The organism is Photobacterium satsumensis, from assembly GCF_050336935.1.
In the GTDB taxonomy this organism is placed as follows: domain Bacteria; phylum Pseudomonadota; class Gammaproteobacteria; order Enterobacterales; family Vibrionaceae; genus Photobacterium; species Photobacterium satsumensis.
Genome location: NZ_JAKJSK010000024.1, coordinates 32,218 through 52,215, shown reverse-complemented (window position 1 = coordinate 52,215; position 19,998 = coordinate 32,218). Strand labels below are relative to the sequence as shown.

Here is a 19,998-nt window from a genome sequence, read left to right as displayed (position 1 = left end):
AATCCAGGTAGACCTGCCATTATTAAACTTAACGAGTTTCTTCGGAACATTCGGTAAGTATGCGGAAGTGGCGAAATTGGTAGACGCACCAGATTTAGGTTCTGGCGCCGCAAGGTGTGAGAGTTCAAGTCTCTCCTTCCGCACCATCATTCTTTGATTAAGCTCCGGCTTAATTGAGAAAACCAGAGAAGCAGCTGGCAACAGCACAAAATGCGGAAGTGGCGAAATTGGTAGACGCACCAGATTTAGGTTCTGGCGCCGCAAGGTGTGAGAGTTCAAGTCTCTCCTTCCGCACCATTCTCTCTGGATTCAAGTCTCTGCAAAGAGCATCTGCAGGTCTATCGCCAAGCGGTAAGGCAGCGGCTTTTGATGCCGCCATTCCCTGGTTCGAATCCAGGTAGACCTGCCATTATTAAACTTAACGAGTTTCTTCGGAACATTCGGTAAGTATGCGGAAGTGGCGAAATTGGTAGACGCACCAGATTTAGGTTCTGGCGCCGCAAGGTGTGAGAGTTCAAGTCTCTCCTTCCGCACCATCATTCTTCGATTGAGCTCCGGCTTAATTGAGAAAACCAGAGAAGCAGCTGGCAACAGCACAAAAATGCGGAAGTGGCGAAATTGGTAGACGCACCAGATTTAGGTTCTGGCGCCGCAAGGTGTGAGAGTTCAAGTCTCTCCTTCCGCACCATTCTCTCTGGACTCAAGTCTCTGTAAAGAGCAACTGCAGGTCTATCGCCAAGCGGTAAGGCAGCGGCTTTTGATGCCGCCATTCCCTGGTTCGAATCCAGGTAGACCTGCCATCTTTTGCTTAACGTCTTTCGTTATTCGTTGCTAAAATGGATATAGACGGTAAGTACGCGGAAGTGGCGAAATTGGTAGACGCACCAGATTTAGGTTCTGGCGCCGCAAGGTGTGAGAGTTCAAGTCTCTCCTTCCGCACCATCTTTAGAAACCCACCTTTTGGTGGGTTTTCTTATGTCTGGCATATGGTTAATAAAATACATTATTATCCAGAAAGTTAGGCAACAAATTTTACAACCAACTCAATGATCGTATCTCTCTGGTTGTTAAGCCGAATGTTTTTACAAACATTCGGCTTTTTTCTTTTTCAGCGCTTATGCCTACTCCCCCGTTCCGGGCAGCTACATTCCCATCGCATATTTCAATACTTTCTGCTTAATCGGCCCAGCCTGTTCGGCCAGCTTCAACCCCGCATTGCGTAACAACTTCACCGGCAGTAAGTTGTTACTGAAAGTGGTATAGAAAAAGTCCATGCCACTTTGCATCAGCAGGTTATCCGGCCGGCGGCGGCGCTCATAAGCTTTGAGTACCCGAACGTTAGACCAATCTTGACCCGCTTTCTCGATTTCATGCAGTAAGACATCAACATCCTTGAAGCCAAGGTTGACCCCCTGCCCCGCCAACGGATTAATAGTATGAGCTGCATCGCCTAACAGCACCACGCCTGACTTATAGTATTGCTGGGCATGACGACGGGTGAGCGAGAAGCGGCCATGGTTAAGGACTTTGATTTCACCCAGCTCTGGTGGGAAATGGGTAATGATCTGCGCTTCCAGCTGAGCTGGAGTCATCGCCGACAGCTGCTGGATCTTCGCCGGGCTGTCGTACCATACCAATGAGCCCTGATGGCCCGGCAACGGCAGAAATGAACGCGGGCCGTGAGGCGTAAACATCTGCCAGGTAATATCCTGCTGCGGCGAGGCCGTTTCGACATTGATCAGCATGCAATGCTGGCGGTAGTCCCAAGCGGTGATCCCAATTCCCGCCTGTTGGCGAACACGCGACTGAGCACCGTCGGCCCCCACCAGCAAAGTAGCACGCAGTGAGTTGCCATCCTCGAGTGCAATCTCATAACCACTGTCGGTTTCGACTGCTGAAACCATACGGGCTGGGCACTTCACCGTCAGGTTCGGATAGAGTTCGAACTGCTGCCACAGCGCCAGTTGGATAACCCGGTTTTCGACAATATAGCCAAGGCGGTTAAGGTGCATATGCTCAGCATTGAAACGGGTACGGCACTCTGGGTGCTCCCAGGTTTCCAATCGTTTATACGGACAGAGGCGCATGGCCGTCACCGCTTCCCACGCCCCCAACCGTTCCAGCAATGAAACAGAATGTGGGGAAATAGCCGACACCCGCAGATCCATTGGCTGCGAGGATGCAAACGGGGCTGGGGTTACCCCTTCCAACACTGCAACAGATAGCCCCTGCTGGGCCAACCCTATTGCTGTTGCCGCTCCGACCATACCGCCGCCAGCCACAACCACATCAAACTGTTCCATATCGGTTCCCATTTGTTATGCTCAAGAAAAGAGTACAGCGCCCAGTGGCGCGTTGCTGCCATTATTCTATCAAAATTCACTAACGCATCAGTGATTAATAAACGCTAACTGCCGCACAGAGATGAGGGTGATGATCGGATTTATCAAAAGTTGGCTACTCAGGCTGTTGTTGCTAGCCCTTGTTCTGCCTATCTTGCTGGTATTGGCTGGGAAGTATATCAACCCGCCAGTGTGGGGTTGGCAACTTCACCGTGAATGGTTTCCCCCACAAGGCTATCCACCACGCTCAGCGCATTTATGGGTACCGATGGCTGCGATATCAACCAATGTCCAGCTCGCAGTGATTGCCTCTGAAGATCAGCACTTCCCCGATCATAGCGGCATTGACATCAACGCTATCCTGGCGATCCTCAAACAAACGGGTAGCGAGGGTCCCAGCCGGGGAGGCAGTACCATCACCCAGCAAACGGCCAAAAACCTGTTCCTGTTTCCATCCCGTACATTCCTGCGCAAAGGGGTCGAGCTCTACTTTACCCTGTGGATGGAAGTTCTCTGGGACAAATCACGGATCTTGGAAGTCTACCTGAACATCGTAGAATTCGGCCCAGGCCTGTTCGGGGTGGAGGCGGCCAGCCAGACCTTTTTCGGTATTCCCGCCAGTCGGCTCAACGCCCAGCAAGCCGCCCAACTGGCAGCGGTATTACCCAACCCTTACCGAATGCAACCAGCCCCCATGACACCCTATATTCAGCAACGCAGTCAATGGATCCATCAACAAATGCGTCAATTGGGCCCCCAAACCCTCAATAAACTCAAACCGGTAGCGACAGAATGAAAAACCACAAAATATTCGGGGTGGTGATGATCTAGTCAGGCACGCTTTAAAGCAGTACAATACGCGGCTTGCTACCGCAGGCGGCCTTGTTTTGACCGCCGAAGCGGAATGAAGCAATGTGAAATGCAATGAATAAACACTACGAGTGAAGAGTTAGACATGGCTAAGAAACTGCTTATCAAAACCTGGGGTTGCCAGATGAACGAATACGATTCATCAAAAATGGCCGATCTTCTTAATGCAGCCAATGGCTTCGAGATAACGGAAGAACCAGAAGAAGCAGACGTTCTGCTGCTTAACACCTGCTCCATCCGTGAAAAAGCCCAGGAAAAAGTGTTCCACCAGCTTGGTCGCTGGAAAACCCTAAAAGACAAAAAACCTGAGCTAGTGATCGGCGTGGGGGGTTGTGTAGCAACCCAAGAAGGCGATTCAATCCGCAAGCGTGCACCATATGTCGATGTCATTTTCGGCCCACAGACCTTGCACCGCCTGCCTGAGATGATCAAGCAATCGCAGAGCGACCATGCGCCAGTCATGGATATTTCCTTCCCGGAAATCGAGAAATTCGACCGCCTACCAGAACCTCGTGCTGAAGGCCCGACGGCGTTCGTTTCGATTATGGAAGGCTGCTCGAAGTACTGCACCTACTGTGTGGTTCCTTATACCCGTGGTGAAGAAGTAAGTCGCCCGCTGGATGACGTACTATTCGAGATCGCCCAGCTGGCAGAACAAGGCGTACGTGAGGTCAACCTGCTTGGCCAGAACGTAAATGCTTTCCGTGGTGCAACCCACGATGGTGATATCGCGACTTTCGCGGAGCTATTGCGTCTGGTGGCGGCTATCGACGGCATCGACCGTATTCGCTACACCACCAGCCACCCGATCGAGTTCACTGATGACATTGTCGAAGTGTACCAAGACACCCCTGAAGTGGTGAGCTTCCTACACCTACCGGTACAAAGTGGTTCGGACCGTATCTTGACGAACATGAAGCGCCCACACACCGCGATCGAGTACAAGTCGAAGATCCGCAAGCTACGTAAAGCGCGTCCGGATATCACGATCAGCTCTGACTTTATCGTTGGTTTCCCGGGCGAGTCTGATCAAGACTTCCAGGATACGATGAAACTGATCCGCGATGTCGACTTCGATATCAGCTTCAGCTTTATCTTCTCTGCCCGTCCAGGTACACCGGCAGCCGATTACCCATGTGATCTGCCTGAAGAAGTGAAGAAAGAACGCTTGTATGAACTGCAGCAACAGATCAATACTCAAGCTATGCGCTATTCTCGCCAGATGCTAGGTACCGAGCAGCGTATCTTGATTGAAGGCCCATCGAAGAAGAACGTGATGGAGTTGCGCGGCCGTACCGAGAACAACCGCGTGGTGAACTTTGAAGGTTCGCCAGAGCTAATCGGCCAGTTCGTTGACGTGAAAATCACTGACGTCTTCACCAACTCGCTACGTGGTGAGTTAGTTCGCACCGAAGCAGAAATGGACCTACGCGTGGCCATGTCTCCAGCCGAAGTGATGGAAAAAACACGCAAAGAAGATGAATTGGGTGTTGGCGTATATACTCCATAGTAAGACGCCCGTCTGAACACTAGTAGGACGCGCCCTGAACCCTAGGCCACCCGCACGGGTGGCCCTATTGAGAGGCAAATCTTGAGCAAAGTTATTACTATTGAATTCAATCTGGAACCCGCCAATAACCAGCGCCTTTCCAGCCTTTGTGGCCCTTTCGACGATAACATCAAACAACTTGAACGCCGTTTGGGTGTAGAAATAAACCACCGCAGCAGCAGTTTCAGTGTGGTCGGACAGCCCCACACAGCCGAATCCGCCGCCGATATCATCAAAAACCTGTATGTCGATACCGCCCCGGTTCGCAACACCATTCCTGACATCGAACCTGATCAAGTTCACTTGGCTATCAAAGAGTCCGGTGTCCTAGAGCAGTCTACCGAATCAAGCATTCCTTATGGCAAGGAAGTGGTGATCAAAACCAAGAAAGGGGTGATCAAGCCACGCACACCTAACCAGGCCCAGTACATTGCCAACATGGTCCGCCATGACATTACCTTCGGCATTGGCCCGGCAGGTACCGGTAAGACATATCTGGCTGTCGCTGCTGCGGTTGATGCGCTGGAGCGTCAGGAAATCCGTCGTATTCTTCTGACCCGCCCTGCGGTTGAAGCCGGTGAGAAACTGGGATTCCTACCCGGTGATTTGAGCCAGAAGGTCGACCCATACCTACGCCCGCTCTACGATGCCCTGTTTGAAATGCTGGGTTTCGAGCGTGTTGAGAAGCTGATTGAACGCAACGTGATTGAAGTTGCGCCGCTCGCCTACATGCGTGGCCGTACTCTCAATGACGCTTTTATTATTCTTGATGAAAGCCAGAACACGACCGTCGAGCAGATGAAGATGTTCCTGACCCGTATCGGTTTCAACTCCCGTGCGGTGATCACCGGCGACGTGACCCAAATCGACTTGCCTCGCGGTGCCCGTTCCGGCCTGCGCCATGCGATTGAAGTACTGTCCGATGTCGATGAGATCAGCTTCAACTTCTTCCAGGCCGACGATGTCGTTCGCCACCCTGTGGTTGCTCGAATTGTCCAGGCCTACGAGGTATGGGAAAGCGCGGATCAAAAACAACGCAAGCTCACCGAGCTGCGCCGACGTGATGAGCAAGCCGCCATGCAAGCTGCCGCTGCCGCACCGGTTGCCACCCCAGCAGTAGAAACGGAAAAAACAAACTAATGGCGATTTATCTCGATCTCCAGGTAGCCACTGAAAACACCGACGGTATGCCTAGCGAAGCGCAATTCCAGCAATGGCTGGATGCTGCTATCACTCCCTTCCAAGCCGATGCCGAAGTCACTATCCGCTTGGTCGACGAGGAAGAGAGCCATAGTCTTAACCATGATTACCGTGGCAAAGACAAACCGACCAATGTCCTGTCTTTCCCGTTCGAGGCACCACCGGGTGTGGAGCTGGAACTGCTGGGCGACTTGATCATTTGCCGACAGGTCGTCGAAAAAGAAGCTAAGATGCAGGATAAACCTCTAAATGCCCATTGGGCACACATGGTTGTACACGGCAGTCTTCATCTGCTAGGTTATGACCATATAGAGGACGACGAAGCAGAAGAGATGGAAAGCTTGGAAACGGACATCATGCAGCAGATGGGCTATGTCGATCCGTATGCCGAAGAAAAGCAGTAAACTTTTCATGTTATTGTTGTCAAACTAATACGGCACATTGAGGTGCCGTATATTCCCGTGGCACAGCCACTTAACTGAGAGAAGTAATTCTTACAAACAATGAACGAAGATAACTCACAAAATTCTGAAGGTCCGAGTAGAAAGTCCTTCTTTGAACGAATTGGCCAGCTGTTCCAAGGCGAGCCACAGAACCGCGAAGAGCTTGTAGAGGTTTTCCGTGATTCAGAAGAAAACGATTTGATCGACCACGACACCCGCGACATGCTCGAAGGGGTCATGGAAATTTCCGAGATGCGTGTCCGTGACATCATGATCCCGCGCTCTCAGATGGTCACTATCGAGCGTTCTCAGAAGGTAGAGGATCTAATTAATTTAATTGTTGATGCCCAGCACTCACGCTACCCGGTGATCAGTGACGACAAAGACCACGTCGAAGGGATCCTTCTGGCTAAAGATCTTTTACGTTACCTGCAGCCTAACAGCGAACCGTTCGATATGGAAAAAGTACTGCGACCTGCGGTCGTTGTGCCGGAAAGCAAGCGGGTTGACCGCCTGCTCAAGGAGTTCCGTGAAGAACGTTACCACATGGCTATTGTGGTCGATGAGTTTGGTGGGGTATCCGGTGTTATCACCATTGAAGATATCCTTGAACAAATCGTTGGCGAAATCGAGGACGAGTTCGACGACGAGGAAGAGCAGGATATTCGTCAGTTAAGCAAACACACATATGCGGTGAAAGCGCTGACAACCATTGAAGAGTTCAATGAAATGTTCCATACCCAATTCAGCGATGAAGAAGTCGATACCGTCGGCGGCTTGGTGATGACCAGCTTTGGTCACCTGCCTACCCGAGGGGAGATCGTTGAATTGGCGGGCTACTCATTCAAGGTAACGTCAGCCGACAACCGCCGGGTTATTCAGTTGCAAGTGACCGTGCCTCACGAAGCACCTCAACCGACGACAACATCATAACGAATGACGAAAAATACCCTTAAGAAGTTGGGGCAGCCATTGCTGGCTGTCCCAGCAGGTGCCTTAGCCACCTTATCCTTCGCTCCCTACCATCACTGGTACCTTGCTCCACTTTCCCTCTTTATTTTTCTGTACTTACTGCAGAATCAATCCGTCAAGCGCTCCGCGCTGATCGGTTTGTTGTGGGGCTTGGGTCTGTTTGGTACCGGGATCAGCTGGGTTCATGTCAGTATCGCTAATTTTGGCGGAATGCCATGGTTAGCTGGCTGGGCATTAATGGCACTGCTGATTGGCTACCTTGCCCTTTACCCCGCCGTATTCGGCGCCCTGTTCAACAAATTCAACCGTGGCCGCCCGTTCCACCAGCTGATGCTGAGCGGCCCGGTACTCTGGCTGTTGCTAGACTGGATCCGCGGCTGGCTGATGACCGGCTTCCCATGGCTCTGGTTGGGCTACGGACAAATTGATAGCCCATATGCCGGCCTTGCTCCTATCTTGGGGGTAGAAGGGATCACCTTGGCACTGCTGCTCACTGGCGGTGCCCTCGTGGCAGCCACTTACTACCGTAACTGGCGCCCGCTACTGGTACCAGTCTTCATTTTGGCTCTAAGCCTGTTTGCCGGCCAAAAGCAATGGGTCAAACCGGACACCGACAATACCGTCGATGTCGCGATGATCCAGGGTAACGTACCGCAGGAAATCAAATGGCTGCCAAGCCAGCGCTGGCCGACCCTGATGAAGTTCACCGATCTGACCCGAGAAAACTGGGACGCAGATTTGATCATCTGGCCGGAAGCGGCGATCCCAGCATTAGAAACTCAGGTCACCACCTTCCTGCAGAATCTCGATGCGGCAGCACGCAATAACAACAGTACCGTGATCACCGGGGTGCTGGACCAAAATGAGCAAGGGGAGTTTTACAACAACATCCTCACACTTGGCGTCAATGCAGTCGGCCCGTACCAGTACGACCAAGCAGAGCGCTATAGCAAGCACCACTTGCTACCGTTTGGTGAATTCGTGCCGTTCGGCGATATCCTGCGTCCAATTGCACCGTTCTTCAACCTGCCGATGTCTTCGTTCAGCCGGGGGGATTACATCCAACCGAACCTCGAGGCCAATGGCTACTCGCTGGCACCAGCACTGTGCTACGAAGTCGCGTTCAGCGAGCAGGTGCGTCGCAACGTCAATATCGATACCGAATTCTTGCTGACCCTGTCTAACGATACCTGGTTCGGTAAATCCATCGGCCCATTCCAGCATATGGAAATTGCCCAGATGCGCTCGCTTGAACTTGGTAAGCCCCTGCTGCGCGCAACCAACAGCGGCCTGACCGGTATTGTCGATCACAAGGGTAAGATCATTGAGCAGATCCCGCAGTTCGAAACAGGTGTCCTCAGAGCAGAAGTGGTGCCGACCATAGGTATGACACCGTACACCACGCTTGGTAGCTGGCCACTGTATATCTACATCCTGTGGTCTGTCGCCTTATCGTGGATCCTGATCCGCCGTCAGGCCGGTCGGTTTCGTGACGAGCAACCGCAAGTGAACTACCACGACTAACCGGCTCGCCAGCATTACGCTGAATCAACGCTGACAATCCCCCCGAAAGGCGAAGGTAACCCCTTCGCCTTTTCATTCACCTTGTTAATATATTGGACAGATAACCAAGTGGTGTGTATTGGAGTGTGCCACAGCACGCGTAGTGCCTGTACCTATCAAAAGCTTGGAATAACAACAGCACAACGTCTATTTGGGGAAACGCCAATGAAATCGATCAACAAACTCTTTGCCATGCTATGCAGCATCGCTATGCTCTGCGTGGCAACCGGTTCGGTAGCAAAAGAAGATCTCGAGACCCAAGCCACTCTTACCCAGTTCCAAGCCGCCTCACAAACCCAGCCCTTTTTCCATACCGCGTATGGCTATGCGGTTTTTCCTTCTGTTGGTAAAGGCGGATTCTGGGTTGGCGGTGCTTATGGCAGCGGTACGGTCTTCAAAGATAGTGAGATCACCGGCCATGCCAAGCTGTACCAAGTCTCTTTCGGCCTGCAGTTCGGTGGCCAATCCTACAGCGAAATTATTTTCTTCCAGGACAAACGCGCCTATGAGCGCTTCATGGACGGTAACTTCGAGCTTGATGCATCGGCCTCTGCTGTGGCCTTGACCGAGGGTGCCCAAGCCAATGCGGGAACATCAGGTTTTCGTGCCAGCGCCGGTGATAAATTTGTCGACGCTGACTACACCAACGGGGTGGCAGTATTCACTGCCGCCAAAGGCGGGATGATGGTGGAAGCAGCCATTGCCGGCCAGAAATTCAGTGTCACACCGCTCCAGAATAGTGCTCAGCCGTCGACAGCCATACCTACGCAGCTTCCAGAGCCCGCACCAACCACAGTGGTGGTCGAGACGATAGAGCCTATCGAGTAAGCCGCATTGTATTGCTAGCAATAACGGGCCCCAAGGGCCCGTTTTTGTTTATCTCCGATTAGTCAATCGGAGCCTAGGGTGACAGCGGCTTGCGGGTAAAGCGGTTATGGCCGCATTTGAGGCAAGGTGAGATTTCTTTAACATGGGTGATGACCTCGTCGTGGCCGCACTTTTCACAGACCAGATGACCGAGGCCAACAATCTCACCCGCTTCATAGACTCCCTGGTGCTTGAGGTCATCCATTACTTCGTGCCATTCGATCTGGGTTTTGTCCGTCGCTTCGGCAAGTCCTTCCCAAATCGTTTCTTTCACTACCCGGTAAAATGGGCTGTCGCTGAACGGCGCCGGGCTCTCGTCAGCATTCTGGCCGAACTCCTGCACATCCCGTTTGAGGTATGCAGAAATTAATGCCAGCTCGTCTTTGGTCATGTCACTGGCCGCTTGACGGTACTTTTCCGTCACTTCTGCCCAGTGTTTTAGCTCATCAGGACTGTGCTTGAGGGTTTCCGTGACTTGCTCGAGTAGCGCCTCATAATCCGTTTTCTTTGTTGCCATAGGTCACCTCCTATCCGCTAATTCACCGGCATCCGCCTGCCTTCTGCGTAATTGGCACCATTATAGGCCAACAATTCGTCCCCGAAGTGGTTTCAGCTATTGTTGACACCTTTACCTTTAGTTATTCTATGTCGATTATATTGAATGTGTTTGTACTCAACTCACAAAATCCCGGATGTCATCGATGCAAGAACAATATCGTCCACAGGACATTGAACAGAAAGTTCAAGAACATTGGGACAACAAAAAGACCTTTGTTGTAAGTGAAGACCCTAATAAAGAAAAATTCTACTGTCTCTCCATGTTCCCGTACCCAAGTGGTCGACTGCACATGGGTCACGTGCGTAACTACACCATCGGTGATGTGATCTCTCGTTACCAGCGCCTACAAGGCAAGAATGTAATGCAACCAATCGGTTGGGATGCATTCGGTCTACCCGCTGAAAATGCCGCGGTTAAAAACAAGACTGCACCAGCGCCTTGGACATACGAGAACATCGAATACATGAAGAACCAGCTTAAACTGCTGGGCTTCGGCTACGACTGGGACCGTGAGTTTGCAACCTGTACCCCAGAATACTACCGCTGGGAACAGGAGTTCTTCACTAAGCTTTACGAAAAAGGCTTGGTTTACAAGAAGACCTCTTCAGTTAACTGGTGCCCGAACGACCAGACCGTACTGGCTAACGAACAGGTTGAAGACGGTTGCTGCTGGCGTTGTGATACCCCGGTTGAACAAAAGAAAATTCCTCAGTGGTTCATCAAGATCACTGAATACGCACAAGAACTTCTTGACGATCTAGACAACCTTGAAGGTTGGCCTGAAATGGTGAAAACCATGCAGCGTAACTGGATCGGCCGCTCTGAAGGTGTTGAGCTATCTTTCGCTGTTAACGGTGAAGAAGCGCCACTAGAAGTCTACACAACGCGTCCAGATACGCTGATGGGCGTCTCTTACGTGGGTATCGCTGCAGGTCACCCTCTTGCAGAAAAAGCCTCTCAGAATAACCCTGAGCTTGCTGCTTTTGTTGAAGAGTGCCGTAACACCAAAGTTGCTGAAGCTGAGCTGGCAACCATGGAAAAGAAAGGCATGGATACGGGCCTAACCGCTATCCACCCGCTTAACAGCCGTGAAGTACCTGTATTCGTTGCTAACTTCGTACTGATGGATTACGGCACAGGTGCGGTAATGGCGGTTCCAGCTCACGACCAACGTGACTACGAATTCGCGACCAAGTACGATCTAGACATCATTCCAGTGATCAAGCCAGAAGACGGCAGCGAGCTAGACGTATCAGAAGCGGCATACACTGAAAAAGGTGTCCTGTTTGATTCGGGTGAATTCGACGGCCTTGACTTCCAAGCGGCATTCGATGCAATTGCAGCGAAACTTGAAGCGGAAGGTAAAGGCAAGAAGACCGTAAACTTCCGTCTACGTGACTGGGGTGTCTCTCGCCAGCGTTACTGGGGTGCGCCAATCCCAATGGTAACCACTGAAGATGGCGAAGTTCACCCGGTTCCAGCCGATCAGCTACCAGTGATCTTGCCGGAAGATGTGGTTATGGACGGTGTAACCAGTCCAATCAAAGCCGACAAAGAGTGGGCTAAAACCACTTTCAACGGCGAGCCAGCACTGCGTGAAACAGATACCTTCGATACTTTCATGGAATCGTCTTGGTATTACGCACGCTACTGTTCACCACAGGCTGACGACATTCTAGACCCAGAAAAGGCGAACTACTGGCTACCCGTCGATCAGTACATCGGTGGTATCGAGCACGCTTGTATGCACCTTCTGTACTCTCGCTTCTTCCACAAATTGCTACGTGACGCAGGTTACGTAACCTCTGACGAGCCGTTCAAGCAGCTTCTATGTCAAGGTATGGTACTGGCCGATGCTTTCTACCACACTAACGACAAAGGCACTAAAGAGTGGATTGCGCCAACGGATGTAGAAATCGAGCGTGACAACAAAGGTCGTATCGAAAAAGCGATTGATGACAAAGGCCGTGATGTGACTCACTCAGGCATGATCAAAATGTCTAAGTCGAAGAACAACGGTATTGACCCACAAGAGATGGTAGACAAATACGGTGCAGATACCGTACGTCTATTCATGATGTTTGCCTCACCGGCAGACATGACGCTTGAGTGGCAAGAGTCTGGTGTTGAAGGTGCCAACCGCTTCCTGAAACGTGTTTGGAAACTGGTTAACGAGCATGCAAGCAATGGTGCAGCGGAAGCTGTCGATGTGGCTGCATTGTCTTCTGATCAGAAAGCACTGCGCCGTGATGTGCACAAAACTATCGCTAAAGTGGGTGACGATATTGGCCGCCGCCAAACGTTCAACACCGCGATTGCCGCTATCATGGAGTTGATGAACAAACTGGCTAAAGCCTCTCAAGAATCAGCACAAGACCGTGCCCTGCTTGACGAAGCCCTGAAAGCTATCGTTCGTATGCTATACCCAATGACACCGCATATCTGTTTCGAAATGTGGGAAACGCTGGGCGAGAGCAACATCGATGACGCACAGTGGCCAGTCGCTGACGACAAAGCCATGGTTGAAGACGAAAAGCTGATCATCGTACAGGTGAACGGTAAACTTCGCGCTAAACTAACAGTTGCGGCAGACTCAACCAAAGAGCAAGTCGAAGCCTTGGCAATGGCCGATGAAGGCGTGACCAAATTCACAAACGAAAAAACCATTCGTAAAGTGATTTATGTACCAGGCAAACTGCTGAACATCGTTGCGAACTAATTTCGCATCGAACTAAAGCAATTTCCTAGTGCCTAACCTGTGGCTCCAATTTGGAGCCACAGTTTAATCCGGCTCACACACCCCAACTAGAACCATCCGCGTCAGCCGGTCAGTTTTCACTTTTTTTCATGGAGCAGACTCGGTGAGAGCTTTCATCTTTTCCAAAAGCATTATCCGAACCTTCTTTGTTGTCCTCATGGCGCTGGCGACTGCATCTTGCGGTTTTCATCTCCGTGGTAACTATATGTTGCCCGACGACATTGCCAAGCTTTCCCTGACCAGTTTTGACCAATATGGCCAACTGCACCGTCAGGTAAAATCACAATTCCAATTACACGGTATCGAGCCCGTTGCGCCGTCAAGCAAAGTACCGAACCTGCATTTGATCAGCGAATCGACCGGTGAACGTACCCTATCGCTATACCAAAATGCCCGTGCCGCCGAATACGAGCTGACCTACACCGTAAGCTACCGTATCGTTGTACCCGAAAAAGGCAGCCAGACGTTTACGACCCGTGTCAACCGTACTTTCCTTGATAACCCGCTAACGGCACTGGCTAAATCTGTCGAGCGTGACATGATCGAGCAAGAAATGCGCGAACAGGCCGCCAAACAGATCATGCGCCAGCTAGCCCGTCTGACAGCTGTCTTCAACCAGATGGAAGAAGAAGAGCTGCAAGCCCTGCTGGAGCAAAGCGCAAATGCCGACAGCAATGGTGAGCAAGTCACCACAGCGCTTGGCTTGGACGTAAAAGCCGAGAGCGTGCCTGCGAGCGATAATGCCAACCAGGCAAGTATGCAAGATAGGCAAGTTGAGCAGGTTGAAACGGCGCAATGAGGATTTTCCCGGAACAACTGGCGCAGCAGTTAGGCAAAGGGCTGCGCCAAGCCTACCTGTTATGCGGTAATGAACCGCTACTCAAGCTCGAATCAAGTGGCCACATCAAGCAGGCAGCCCAGCAGGCTGGTTTTGATGAACGCCATAGCTTTACGGTCGACGCCCAATTGGACTGGAATACGGTGCTCGATTGCTGCCAGGCCATGAGCCTGTTTTCAGCCCGCCAGATCATTGAACTGGAGCTGCCAGAAAATGGCCTAAACGCCCAGCAGGTCAAGTCATTGCAGGAAGTCATTGACGTCCTGCACGAAGACATCTTGCTCCTGATCCAGGGACCCCGTCTCAACAAAAAGCAGGAAAGTACCAAGTGGTTCAAGGCACTTGACGCACAAGGGCTGTATATTCCCTGCAATACTCCCGATGCCCGCCATCTGCCGCGGTTTATTCAGGGACGCTGCCAGCAACTCGGGCTGAAACCGGATCATGAGTCGGTACAACTACTGGCCCAATGGCATGAGGGCAACTTGCTCGCCTTGGCCCAGAGCCTACAAAAGCTGGTATTGCTCTACCCTGATGGCGATTTAACCATCGTCCGCCTTGAAGAAGCCCTGAGCCGCCATAACCACTACACCCCGTTCCAACTGCTTGACGCCGTGCTGGCAGGTCAAGCCAAACGCAGCCAGCGAGTATTGCGCCAGTTGCAGGGCGAAGGCGTTGAAGCGGTGATCTTGTTACGTACCTTACAGCGCGAGTTGACCCAACTGTATAAAATGCAGGAAATGGGCAGCAAGGGTACCTCGCTCAACAACATCTTCGAGAACTTCCGGATCTGGCAAAGCCGGCGGGAAGTCTACATCGGCGCACTACACCGCTTGCCGCTACCCACTATCATCAGGCTGCTCCGGCAGCTCGCTGAGCTGGAACTACGGGTAAAAACCGATTTTGACTACCAGCCGTGGGATGCCCTATCGGCCCTGTGTGCCGAAATGTGCGGCGTAACGACCGCTTTACCGGGTAAGTTTTAGCCATCAGGCACAAGTTAGGCGCAGGCTATGTAAAGTTACTGCCAACTTGTCATGGACAAGCTTGAGCATGGTATACTGCGCCGCTACATTGGGACCCAGCACTATCTGGGTCTACAGTAATGACACCAAACATACAAAAGAGGATCCCCTTTTGCAGGTTCAAGAACTACACGATTTTATTGTTGATAAAGTAGATGACATCAAAGCACAGGACATCGTTACCCTTGATGTTCGCGGTAAATCCAGCATCACTGATTTCATGGTGCTGTGCACGGGTACCTCAAACCGCCACGTCGCCTCGATTGCCGATCACGTTAACAAGGAATCGAAGCTAATTGATTACCCGCCATTTGGGATCAGCGGCGAAGAAGACGGTGAGTGGGTAATCGTTGATATGGGCAATGTCATGCTGCACATCATGCAGGAAGATGCCCGCAATCTTTACCAACTGGAGAAGCTTTGGGGCTAACCGACAATGAAGCTTCAACTAATTGCTGTCGGCACCAAGATGCCGAAATGGGTCGAGGAAGGCTATAAAGAATATAGCCGCCGTTTCCCGAAAGACATGCCGCTCGAACTGGTTGAAATCACGGCCGGCAAGCGCGGTAAAAATGCCGATATCGCTCGCATCCTGCAAAAGGAAGGCGAGGCAATGCTGGCCGCGGTGCCAAAAGGCAACCGTATTGTCACCTTGGATATCCCGGGCAAGCGCTGGGATACCGAGCAATTGGCCGATCAAATGGAAAGCTGGAAACTGGATGGTCGAGATGTGTCTATCCTGATCGGCGGTCCGGAAGGCTTGGCACCGGCTTGCAAGGCGGCAGCCGATCAAAGCTGGTCACTGTCACCCCTGACATTACCGCACCCGTTGGTGCGTATTGTCATGGCCGAAAGCCTGTACCGCGCGTGGAGCATCACTGCGAACCACCCGTACCATAGGGAATAATGGGCAATGAGACAAAAGCGAACGCAGATCCGCGACCACCGGGCTGAGTCGGCGTTATTCTTTCGCCGGGCTCTTGTCTCATTTATCGGCATCGTCGTGCTGGTCGGTATTCTGCTCACTAACCTGTATCACATCCAGATTCAAGAGCACGAAGACTACCAGACACGCTCGAACGACAACCGGATCAAGATCGTGCCTGTCGCCCCTAACCGCGGCCTGATCTATGACCGTAACGGGATCCTCCTTGCCGAGAACCGCCCGGTTTACTCACTGGAGATCACTTCGGAAAAAGTGCCAGACAGGCAGGATACCTTCGATCGCCTCAAAGACTTGATGGGTGTCACCGACGAGCAGATTGAGCGCTTCGAGCGCGAGCGCCGCCGCACGCGACGCTTCAAATCAGTGCCTATCCTCAACCAGCTCACCGAAGAGCAGGTCGCGCTGTTTTCGGTTAACCAGCACCGTTTCCCAGGTGTAGAAGTCAAAGCCTACCTGAAACGGCATTACCCTTACGGTGAAGCCCTGACCCATGTCTTGGGCTATGTCGCGAAAATTAACGACCGAGATCTCCAGCGTCTTGAGCGCGACGAGAAAATCAACAACTACAAAGCGACCCGAGATATCGGCAAGCTGGGTGTTGAACGTTATTACGAAGATATGCTGCACGGTACCTCCGGCTACCAGGAAGTCGAGGTCAACAGCCGTGGGCGGATCATCCGTACCCTGAAATATGTCCCGCCGATCCCCGGCAACGACATAAAACTGAATATCGACATTGAGCTCCAGCTCTATGTCAAAGAGCTACTGACTGAGCGCAAACTCGACCCAGACACCGGTGAAGAGCAGATCAAGTTTAAACGTGGCTCAGTCATTGTCATGGATCCGCGTGACTCGTCAGTGTTGGCAATGGTCTCAAGTCCAAGCTACGACCCCAACCTGTTCGTCCACGGCATTTCCGGTCCCCAGTACCGCGCTCTGCTGAATGATAAAAACCGTCCGCTGGTCAACCGGGTTACGCTCGGGATCTACCCGCCGGCCTCAACCATTAAGCCGATGATCGCGGTAGCCGCCCTGAGCGAAGGGGTGATCACCACCCGTACCACCCGAAACGATCCGGGCTACTGGCGGATCCCGAACTCCAACAGCCGCCCATTCCGCGACTGGTTGCGTTGGGGACACGGCAAGGTCAATATCTACAAGGCGATAGAAGAGTCAGTCGATACCTTCTTCTACCAAGTGGCCTACGACATGGGCATTGACCGCCTGTCCGACTGGATGAGCCGCTTCGGTTTCGGTGAATACACCGGTATCGATATCCATGAAGAAAGCAAGGCCAATATGCCGACCCGTGAATGGAAGCAGGCCCGTTTCCGCCAGCCTTGGTATCAAGGGGATACCATCCCGGTCGGGATCGGTCAGGGATACTGGACCGCGACACCGTTGCAGATAGCCAAAGCCACCACGGTGCTGGTCAATGACGGTCGGGTACAAGCTCCGCACCTGCTCAAAGACATCATTGATGATGACGTGGAAAAGCCGGCTAAGTACGAGGACTTCCCACCAATTGATAATGTCGACCCGAAAAACTGGCAAGTGGCCAAAGAAGGCATGTTCCGAGTACTTCACGGCGTTCGCGGTACGGCACGACGGGCATTCTACGGCTCTGAATACAAAGCTGGTGGTAAGTCTGGCTCGGCTCAGGTCTTTGGCCTGGCCGAAGATCAGGAATACAACGCCGAAGAGCTAGAAGAGCACTTACGTGACCATGCTCTGTTCACCGCATTTGCCCCGTTTGAAAAACCAGAAGTGGTCGTTTCCATGGTACTGGAAAACGCCGGTGGCGGTTCTTCCAACGGTGGCCCGGTCGCCCGCAGGATCTTCGACCACATGTTGCTCAAACCGGAAAAGCCCGATCCACTGGTAGAGCTAGTCGACAAGAAAATAGCCGAGGTATCGCAATGAGTATCATGGCCGCCACAGGCAACAAGCGGAGCTTGAGTGACCGCCTACATCTGGACTTCCCGCTTTTGATGGGGATCCTTGCCCTGATGGGCTTTGCCCTGATGGTCATGTACAGTGCCAGCGGGCAGGACGTGGCCATGATGGAACGCCAAGCGATGCGTATGGTCTTGTCATTGGGGATCATGTTCATCCTGGCCCAGATCTCTCCTCGCCACTATGAAACCTGGGCCCCCTATTTATTCGGCGTCGGATTGATCCTGCTACTTGGGGTGCTGTTTTTCGGTGAGTCATCCAAAGGTGCCCAGCGCTGGCTGAACCTGGGTTTTGTCCGCTTCCAGCCCTCGGAGCTGATTAAACTGGCAGTGCCGCTGATGGTGGCTCGCTTTATCGGTAACAACCCACTGCCACCGAGCCTGAAGAACATTGTTATCGCTCTGGTAATGGTGTTTGTACCGACCATCTTGATTGCCAAGCAGCCCGACTTGGGCACATCTATCCTGATCGCTGCGTCTGGGGTATTTGTATTGTTCCTTTCCGGTATGAGCTGGAAAATCATCGGGGCTGCTGGTGTTCTGGTTGGGGCCTTCATCCCAGTGCTGTGGATATTCCTGATGCGGGATTACCAACGCACCCGAGTATTGACCCTATTCAACCCTGAATCCGATCCACTGGGCGCCGGTTACCATATCATCCAGTCGAAAATCGCTATCGGCTCCGGCGGCCTTTCGGGCAAGGGATGGCTGCAAGGCACCCAGTCCCAGCTTGAATTTCTACCCGAGCGACACACCGACTTCATCTTCGCGGTGATCGCCGAGGAATGGGGGCTGATAGGTGTCCTTTGCCTATTGGCTATTTATCTGTTTATTATCGGTCGAGGTTTATTGCTCGCCAGCCGGGCCCAGACCGCATTCGGCCGGATGATGGCCGGTAGTATCGTATTAAGCTTTTTTGTCTATATTTTCGTCAACATCGGGATGGTCAGCGGATTGCTGCCGGTCGTAGGGGTTCCCCTGCCGCTGGTCAGTTACGGCGGCACCTCCATGGTCACCTTGATGGCTGGCTTCGGGATCCTGATGTCTATCCATACTCACAGAAAAATGTTGTCCAAGGCGACCTAAATGCGCATATCCCCCTTATTCCTTGTTCTTATCCTTGCGGGATGTAGCTCGGCACCCAGCACCGAGCGCTACGATCTGGCCGACGATGTCGCACCAGAATCGTCACCGACACTGGATCATATTGAAGATGCCCAACCACGCTATGAGCCCCAGAGCCTAGCTGGTAACAAGGACTACACCCTACGCGGCAAGCACTACCAAATTGTGCAGGGTGAGCAGCCGTTTGTCGAAGAAGGCAATGCATCATGGTACGGTCAGAAATTTCACGGTCACAAAACCTCCAACGGTGAAATCTACGATATGTACTCGATGACGGCAGCACATAAAACACTGCCGCTACCGAGCTATGTCAAAGTGACCAATACTAACAACGGCAAGAGCGCTATTGTTCGGGTTAATGATCGTGGCCCTTTCCACGATGGGCGCATTATCGACCTCAGCATGGCCGCGGCGGCACGGCTGGATGTTATCAAGCATGGCACCGCGCCGGTCAAAATCGAATTGATCCGAGTCGAGAAACCCGACAACCCGAACGAATGGCAAAGTGCCAACCCCAACCTGTACTTCGTCCAGCTGGCGGCGGTCACCGATGCAGATAAGGCTGAGCAAATCGCCAAGCAGCTGGAGCAAGATTTCGACACCTCGGTTGATTTGAAAAAGGCGGACTCTGCTGAGATTTACCGCCTGCGTCTCGGACCTTACATCGACCGCGACGAAGCGACCAGCCAGCGTGATAAAGCCAAAGCCGGGCAGTATCCGCAAGCCTTTATCATCACATCTAAACGTGAGTTGGAACCAAAGTCCTAACTCGCAGTCATAAATAAATACCAGAGCGAACCACTGCTCTGGTATTTTTTTGACTCTGGTTATACCAAGCTGTTTCATCGTCCAGACGATTATTCAGCTTGGTATAATGTCAAAATTCGCCAAGAGTCGCCTTGCCGCACAACATATCCGAGTCCAAGACTGGTCTCATATTGACAATCTGATATAGTGTGTGAAGTTTTTTACATTCGACAAATTAA

Annotated in this window: 17 protein-coding genes and 7 tRNA genes; 22 read left to right on the top strand and 2 right to left on the bottom strand. The window is 52.1% G+C overall.

Annotation, left to right across the window (positions count from 1 at the left end):
• Nucleotides 1-61: 61 nt before the first annotated feature.
• The 7 genes from L4D79_RS29205 (at nucleotide 62) to L4D79_RS29175 (ending at nucleotide 942) form a co-directional block, all read left to right on the top strand.
• Nucleotides 62-146, top strand: a tRNA-Leu gene (locus L4D79_RS29205).
• A gap of 66 nt (nucleotides 147-212) precedes the next feature.
• Nucleotides 213-297, top strand: a tRNA-Leu gene (locus tag L4D79_RS29200).
• 37 nt (nucleotides 298-334) lie between these two features.
• A tRNA-Gln gene (locus L4D79_RS29195) sits at nucleotides 335-409 on the top strand.
• Between the two features lie 42 nt (nucleotides 410-451).
• Nucleotides 452-536: transfer RNA gene (locus tag L4D79_RS29190), tRNA-Leu, on the top strand.
• 67 nt (nucleotides 537-603) lie between these two features.
• Nucleotides 604-688 (top strand) — tRNA-Leu (locus tag L4D79_RS29185).
• Between the two features lie 37 nt (nucleotides 689-725).
• A tRNA-Gln gene (locus tag L4D79_RS29180) sits at nucleotides 726-800 on the top strand.
• A 57-nt stretch (nucleotides 801-857) separates the two neighbouring features.
• Nucleotides 858-942, top strand: a tRNA-Leu gene (locus tag L4D79_RS29175).
• A gap of 200 nt (nucleotides 943-1,142) precedes the next feature.
• Here L4D79_RS29175 and L4D79_RS29170 read toward each other — a convergent pair.
• Complete coding sequence (locus L4D79_RS29170) at nucleotides 1,143-2,303, bottom strand: 2-octaprenyl-3-methyl-6-methoxy-1,4-benzoquinol hydroxylase (RefSeq protein WP_428657244.1); 1,161 nt, start codon at nucleotides 2,301-2,303, stop codon at nucleotides 1,143-1,145.
• Between the two features lie 130 nt (nucleotides 2,304-2,433).
• Between L4D79_RS29170 and mtgA the strand changes: the two genes are divergently transcribed.
• The 7 genes from mtgA (at nucleotide 2,434) to L4D79_RS29135 (ending at nucleotide 9,767) form a co-directional block, all read left to right on the top strand.
• A complete protein-coding gene (gene mtgA, locus L4D79_RS29165; RefSeq protein WP_428657246.1) occupies nucleotides 2,434-3,138 on the top strand; it encodes a monofunctional biosynthetic peptidoglycan transglycosylase in 705 nt (234 codons plus the stop codon).
• 159 nt (nucleotides 3,139-3,297) lie between these two features.
• Entirely contained in the window at nucleotides 3,298-4,722 is a 1,425-nt protein-coding gene (gene miaB / locus L4D79_RS29160; protein WP_428657242.1) for a tRNA (N6-isopentenyl adenosine(37)-C2)-methylthiotransferase MiaB, read from the top strand.
• An 81-nt stretch (nucleotides 4,723-4,803) separates the two neighbouring features.
• Nucleotides 4,804-5,901, top strand: a complete 1,098-nt coding sequence (locus L4D79_RS29155; protein WP_428657240.1) for a PhoH family protein — start codon at nucleotides 4,804-4,806, stop codon at nucleotides 5,899-5,901.
• Nucleotides 5,901-6,365: an rRNA maturation RNase YbeY gene (gene ybeY / locus L4D79_RS29150; protein ID WP_428657238.1), complete on the top strand. Its 465-nt coding sequence runs from the start codon at nucleotides 5,901-5,903 to the stop codon at nucleotides 6,363-6,365. Before L4D79_RS29155 ends, ybeY begins: the two co-directional genes overlap by 1 nt.
• Before the next feature lie 99 nt (nucleotides 6,366-6,464).
• Complete coding sequence (gene corC, locus L4D79_RS29145; protein ID WP_428657236.1) at nucleotides 6,465-7,337, top strand: CNNM family magnesium/cobalt transport protein CorC; 873 nt, start codon at nucleotides 6,465-6,467, stop codon at nucleotides 7,335-7,337.
• 3 nt (nucleotides 7,338-7,340) lie between these two features.
• Nucleotides 7,341-8,900 carry an apolipoprotein N-acyltransferase gene (gene lnt, locus L4D79_RS29140; protein ID WP_428657234.1) on the top strand — a complete coding sequence of 520 codons (1,560 nt, stop codon included), beginning with the start codon at nucleotides 7,341-7,343 and terminating at the stop codon, nucleotides 8,898-8,900.
• A 204-nt stretch (nucleotides 8,901-9,104) separates the two neighbouring features.
• Nucleotides 9,105-9,767 (top strand): lipid-binding SYLF domain-containing protein, encoded by a 663-nt coding sequence (locus tag L4D79_RS29135; RefSeq protein ID WP_428657232.1) that lies wholly within the window; start codon nucleotides 9,105-9,107, stop codon nucleotides 9,765-9,767.
• Nucleotides 9,768-9,840: 73 nt separating this feature from the next.
• Here the strand turns inward: L4D79_RS29135 and L4D79_RS29130 are convergent, their stop codons facing one another.
• Nucleotides 9,841-10,323, bottom strand: a complete 483-nt coding sequence (locus L4D79_RS29130) for a zinc ribbon-containing protein (protein WP_428657230.1) — start codon at nucleotides 10,321-10,323, stop codon at nucleotides 9,841-9,843.
• A gap of 184 nt (nucleotides 10,324-10,507) precedes the next feature.
• Between L4D79_RS29130 and leuS the strand changes: the two genes are divergently transcribed.
• The 8 genes from leuS (at nucleotide 10,508) to L4D79_RS29090 (ending at nucleotide 19,780) form a co-directional block, all read left to right on the top strand.
• Nucleotides 10,508-13,084, top strand: a complete 2,577-nt coding sequence (gene leuS, locus L4D79_RS29125) for a leucine--tRNA ligase (RefSeq protein WP_428657228.1) — start codon at nucleotides 10,508-10,510, stop codon at nucleotides 13,082-13,084.
• A gap of 142 nt (nucleotides 13,085-13,226) precedes the next feature.
• Complete coding sequence (locus L4D79_RS29120) at nucleotides 13,227-13,922, top strand: LPS-assembly lipoprotein LptE (RefSeq protein ID WP_428657226.1); 696 nt, start codon at nucleotides 13,227-13,229, stop codon at nucleotides 13,920-13,922.
• Nucleotides 13,919-14,947: a DNA polymerase III subunit delta gene (holA, locus tag L4D79_RS29115; RefSeq protein WP_428657224.1), complete on the top strand. Its 1,029-nt coding sequence runs from the start codon at nucleotides 13,919-13,921 to the stop codon at nucleotides 14,945-14,947. Before L4D79_RS29120 ends, holA begins: the two co-directional genes overlap by 4 nt.
• A 151-nt stretch (nucleotides 14,948-15,098) precedes the next feature.
• Nucleotides 15,099-15,416, top strand: a complete 318-nt coding sequence (gene rsfS, locus L4D79_RS29110; RefSeq protein ID WP_428657222.1) for a ribosome silencing factor — start codon at nucleotides 15,099-15,101, stop codon at nucleotides 15,414-15,416.
• 6 nt (nucleotides 15,417-15,422) lie between these two features.
• A complete protein-coding gene (rlmH, locus tag L4D79_RS29105) occupies nucleotides 15,423-15,893 on the top strand; it encodes a 23S rRNA (pseudouridine(1915)-N(3))-methyltransferase RlmH (protein ID WP_428657220.1) in 471 nt (156 codons plus the stop codon).
• A 6-nt stretch (nucleotides 15,894-15,899) separates the two neighbouring features.
• The gene (gene mrdA, locus L4D79_RS29100; protein WP_428657218.1) at nucleotides 15,900-17,855 is read left to right on the top strand and encodes a penicillin-binding protein 2; all 1,956 of its coding nucleotides are present in this window, start codon (nucleotides 15,900-15,902) and stop codon (nucleotides 17,853-17,855) included.
• A complete protein-coding gene (gene mrdB / locus L4D79_RS29095) occupies nucleotides 17,852-18,973 on the top strand; it encodes a peptidoglycan glycosyltransferase MrdB (RefSeq protein ID WP_428657216.1) in 1,122 nt (373 codons plus the stop codon). Before mrdA ends, mrdB begins: the two co-directional genes overlap by 4 nt.
• Nucleotides 18,974-19,780: a septal ring lytic transglycosylase RlpA family protein gene (locus L4D79_RS29090; protein ID WP_428657214.1), complete on the top strand. Its 807-nt coding sequence runs from the start codon at nucleotides 18,974-18,976 to the stop codon at nucleotides 19,778-19,780.
• Nucleotides 19,781-19,998: the final 218 nt, after the last annotated feature.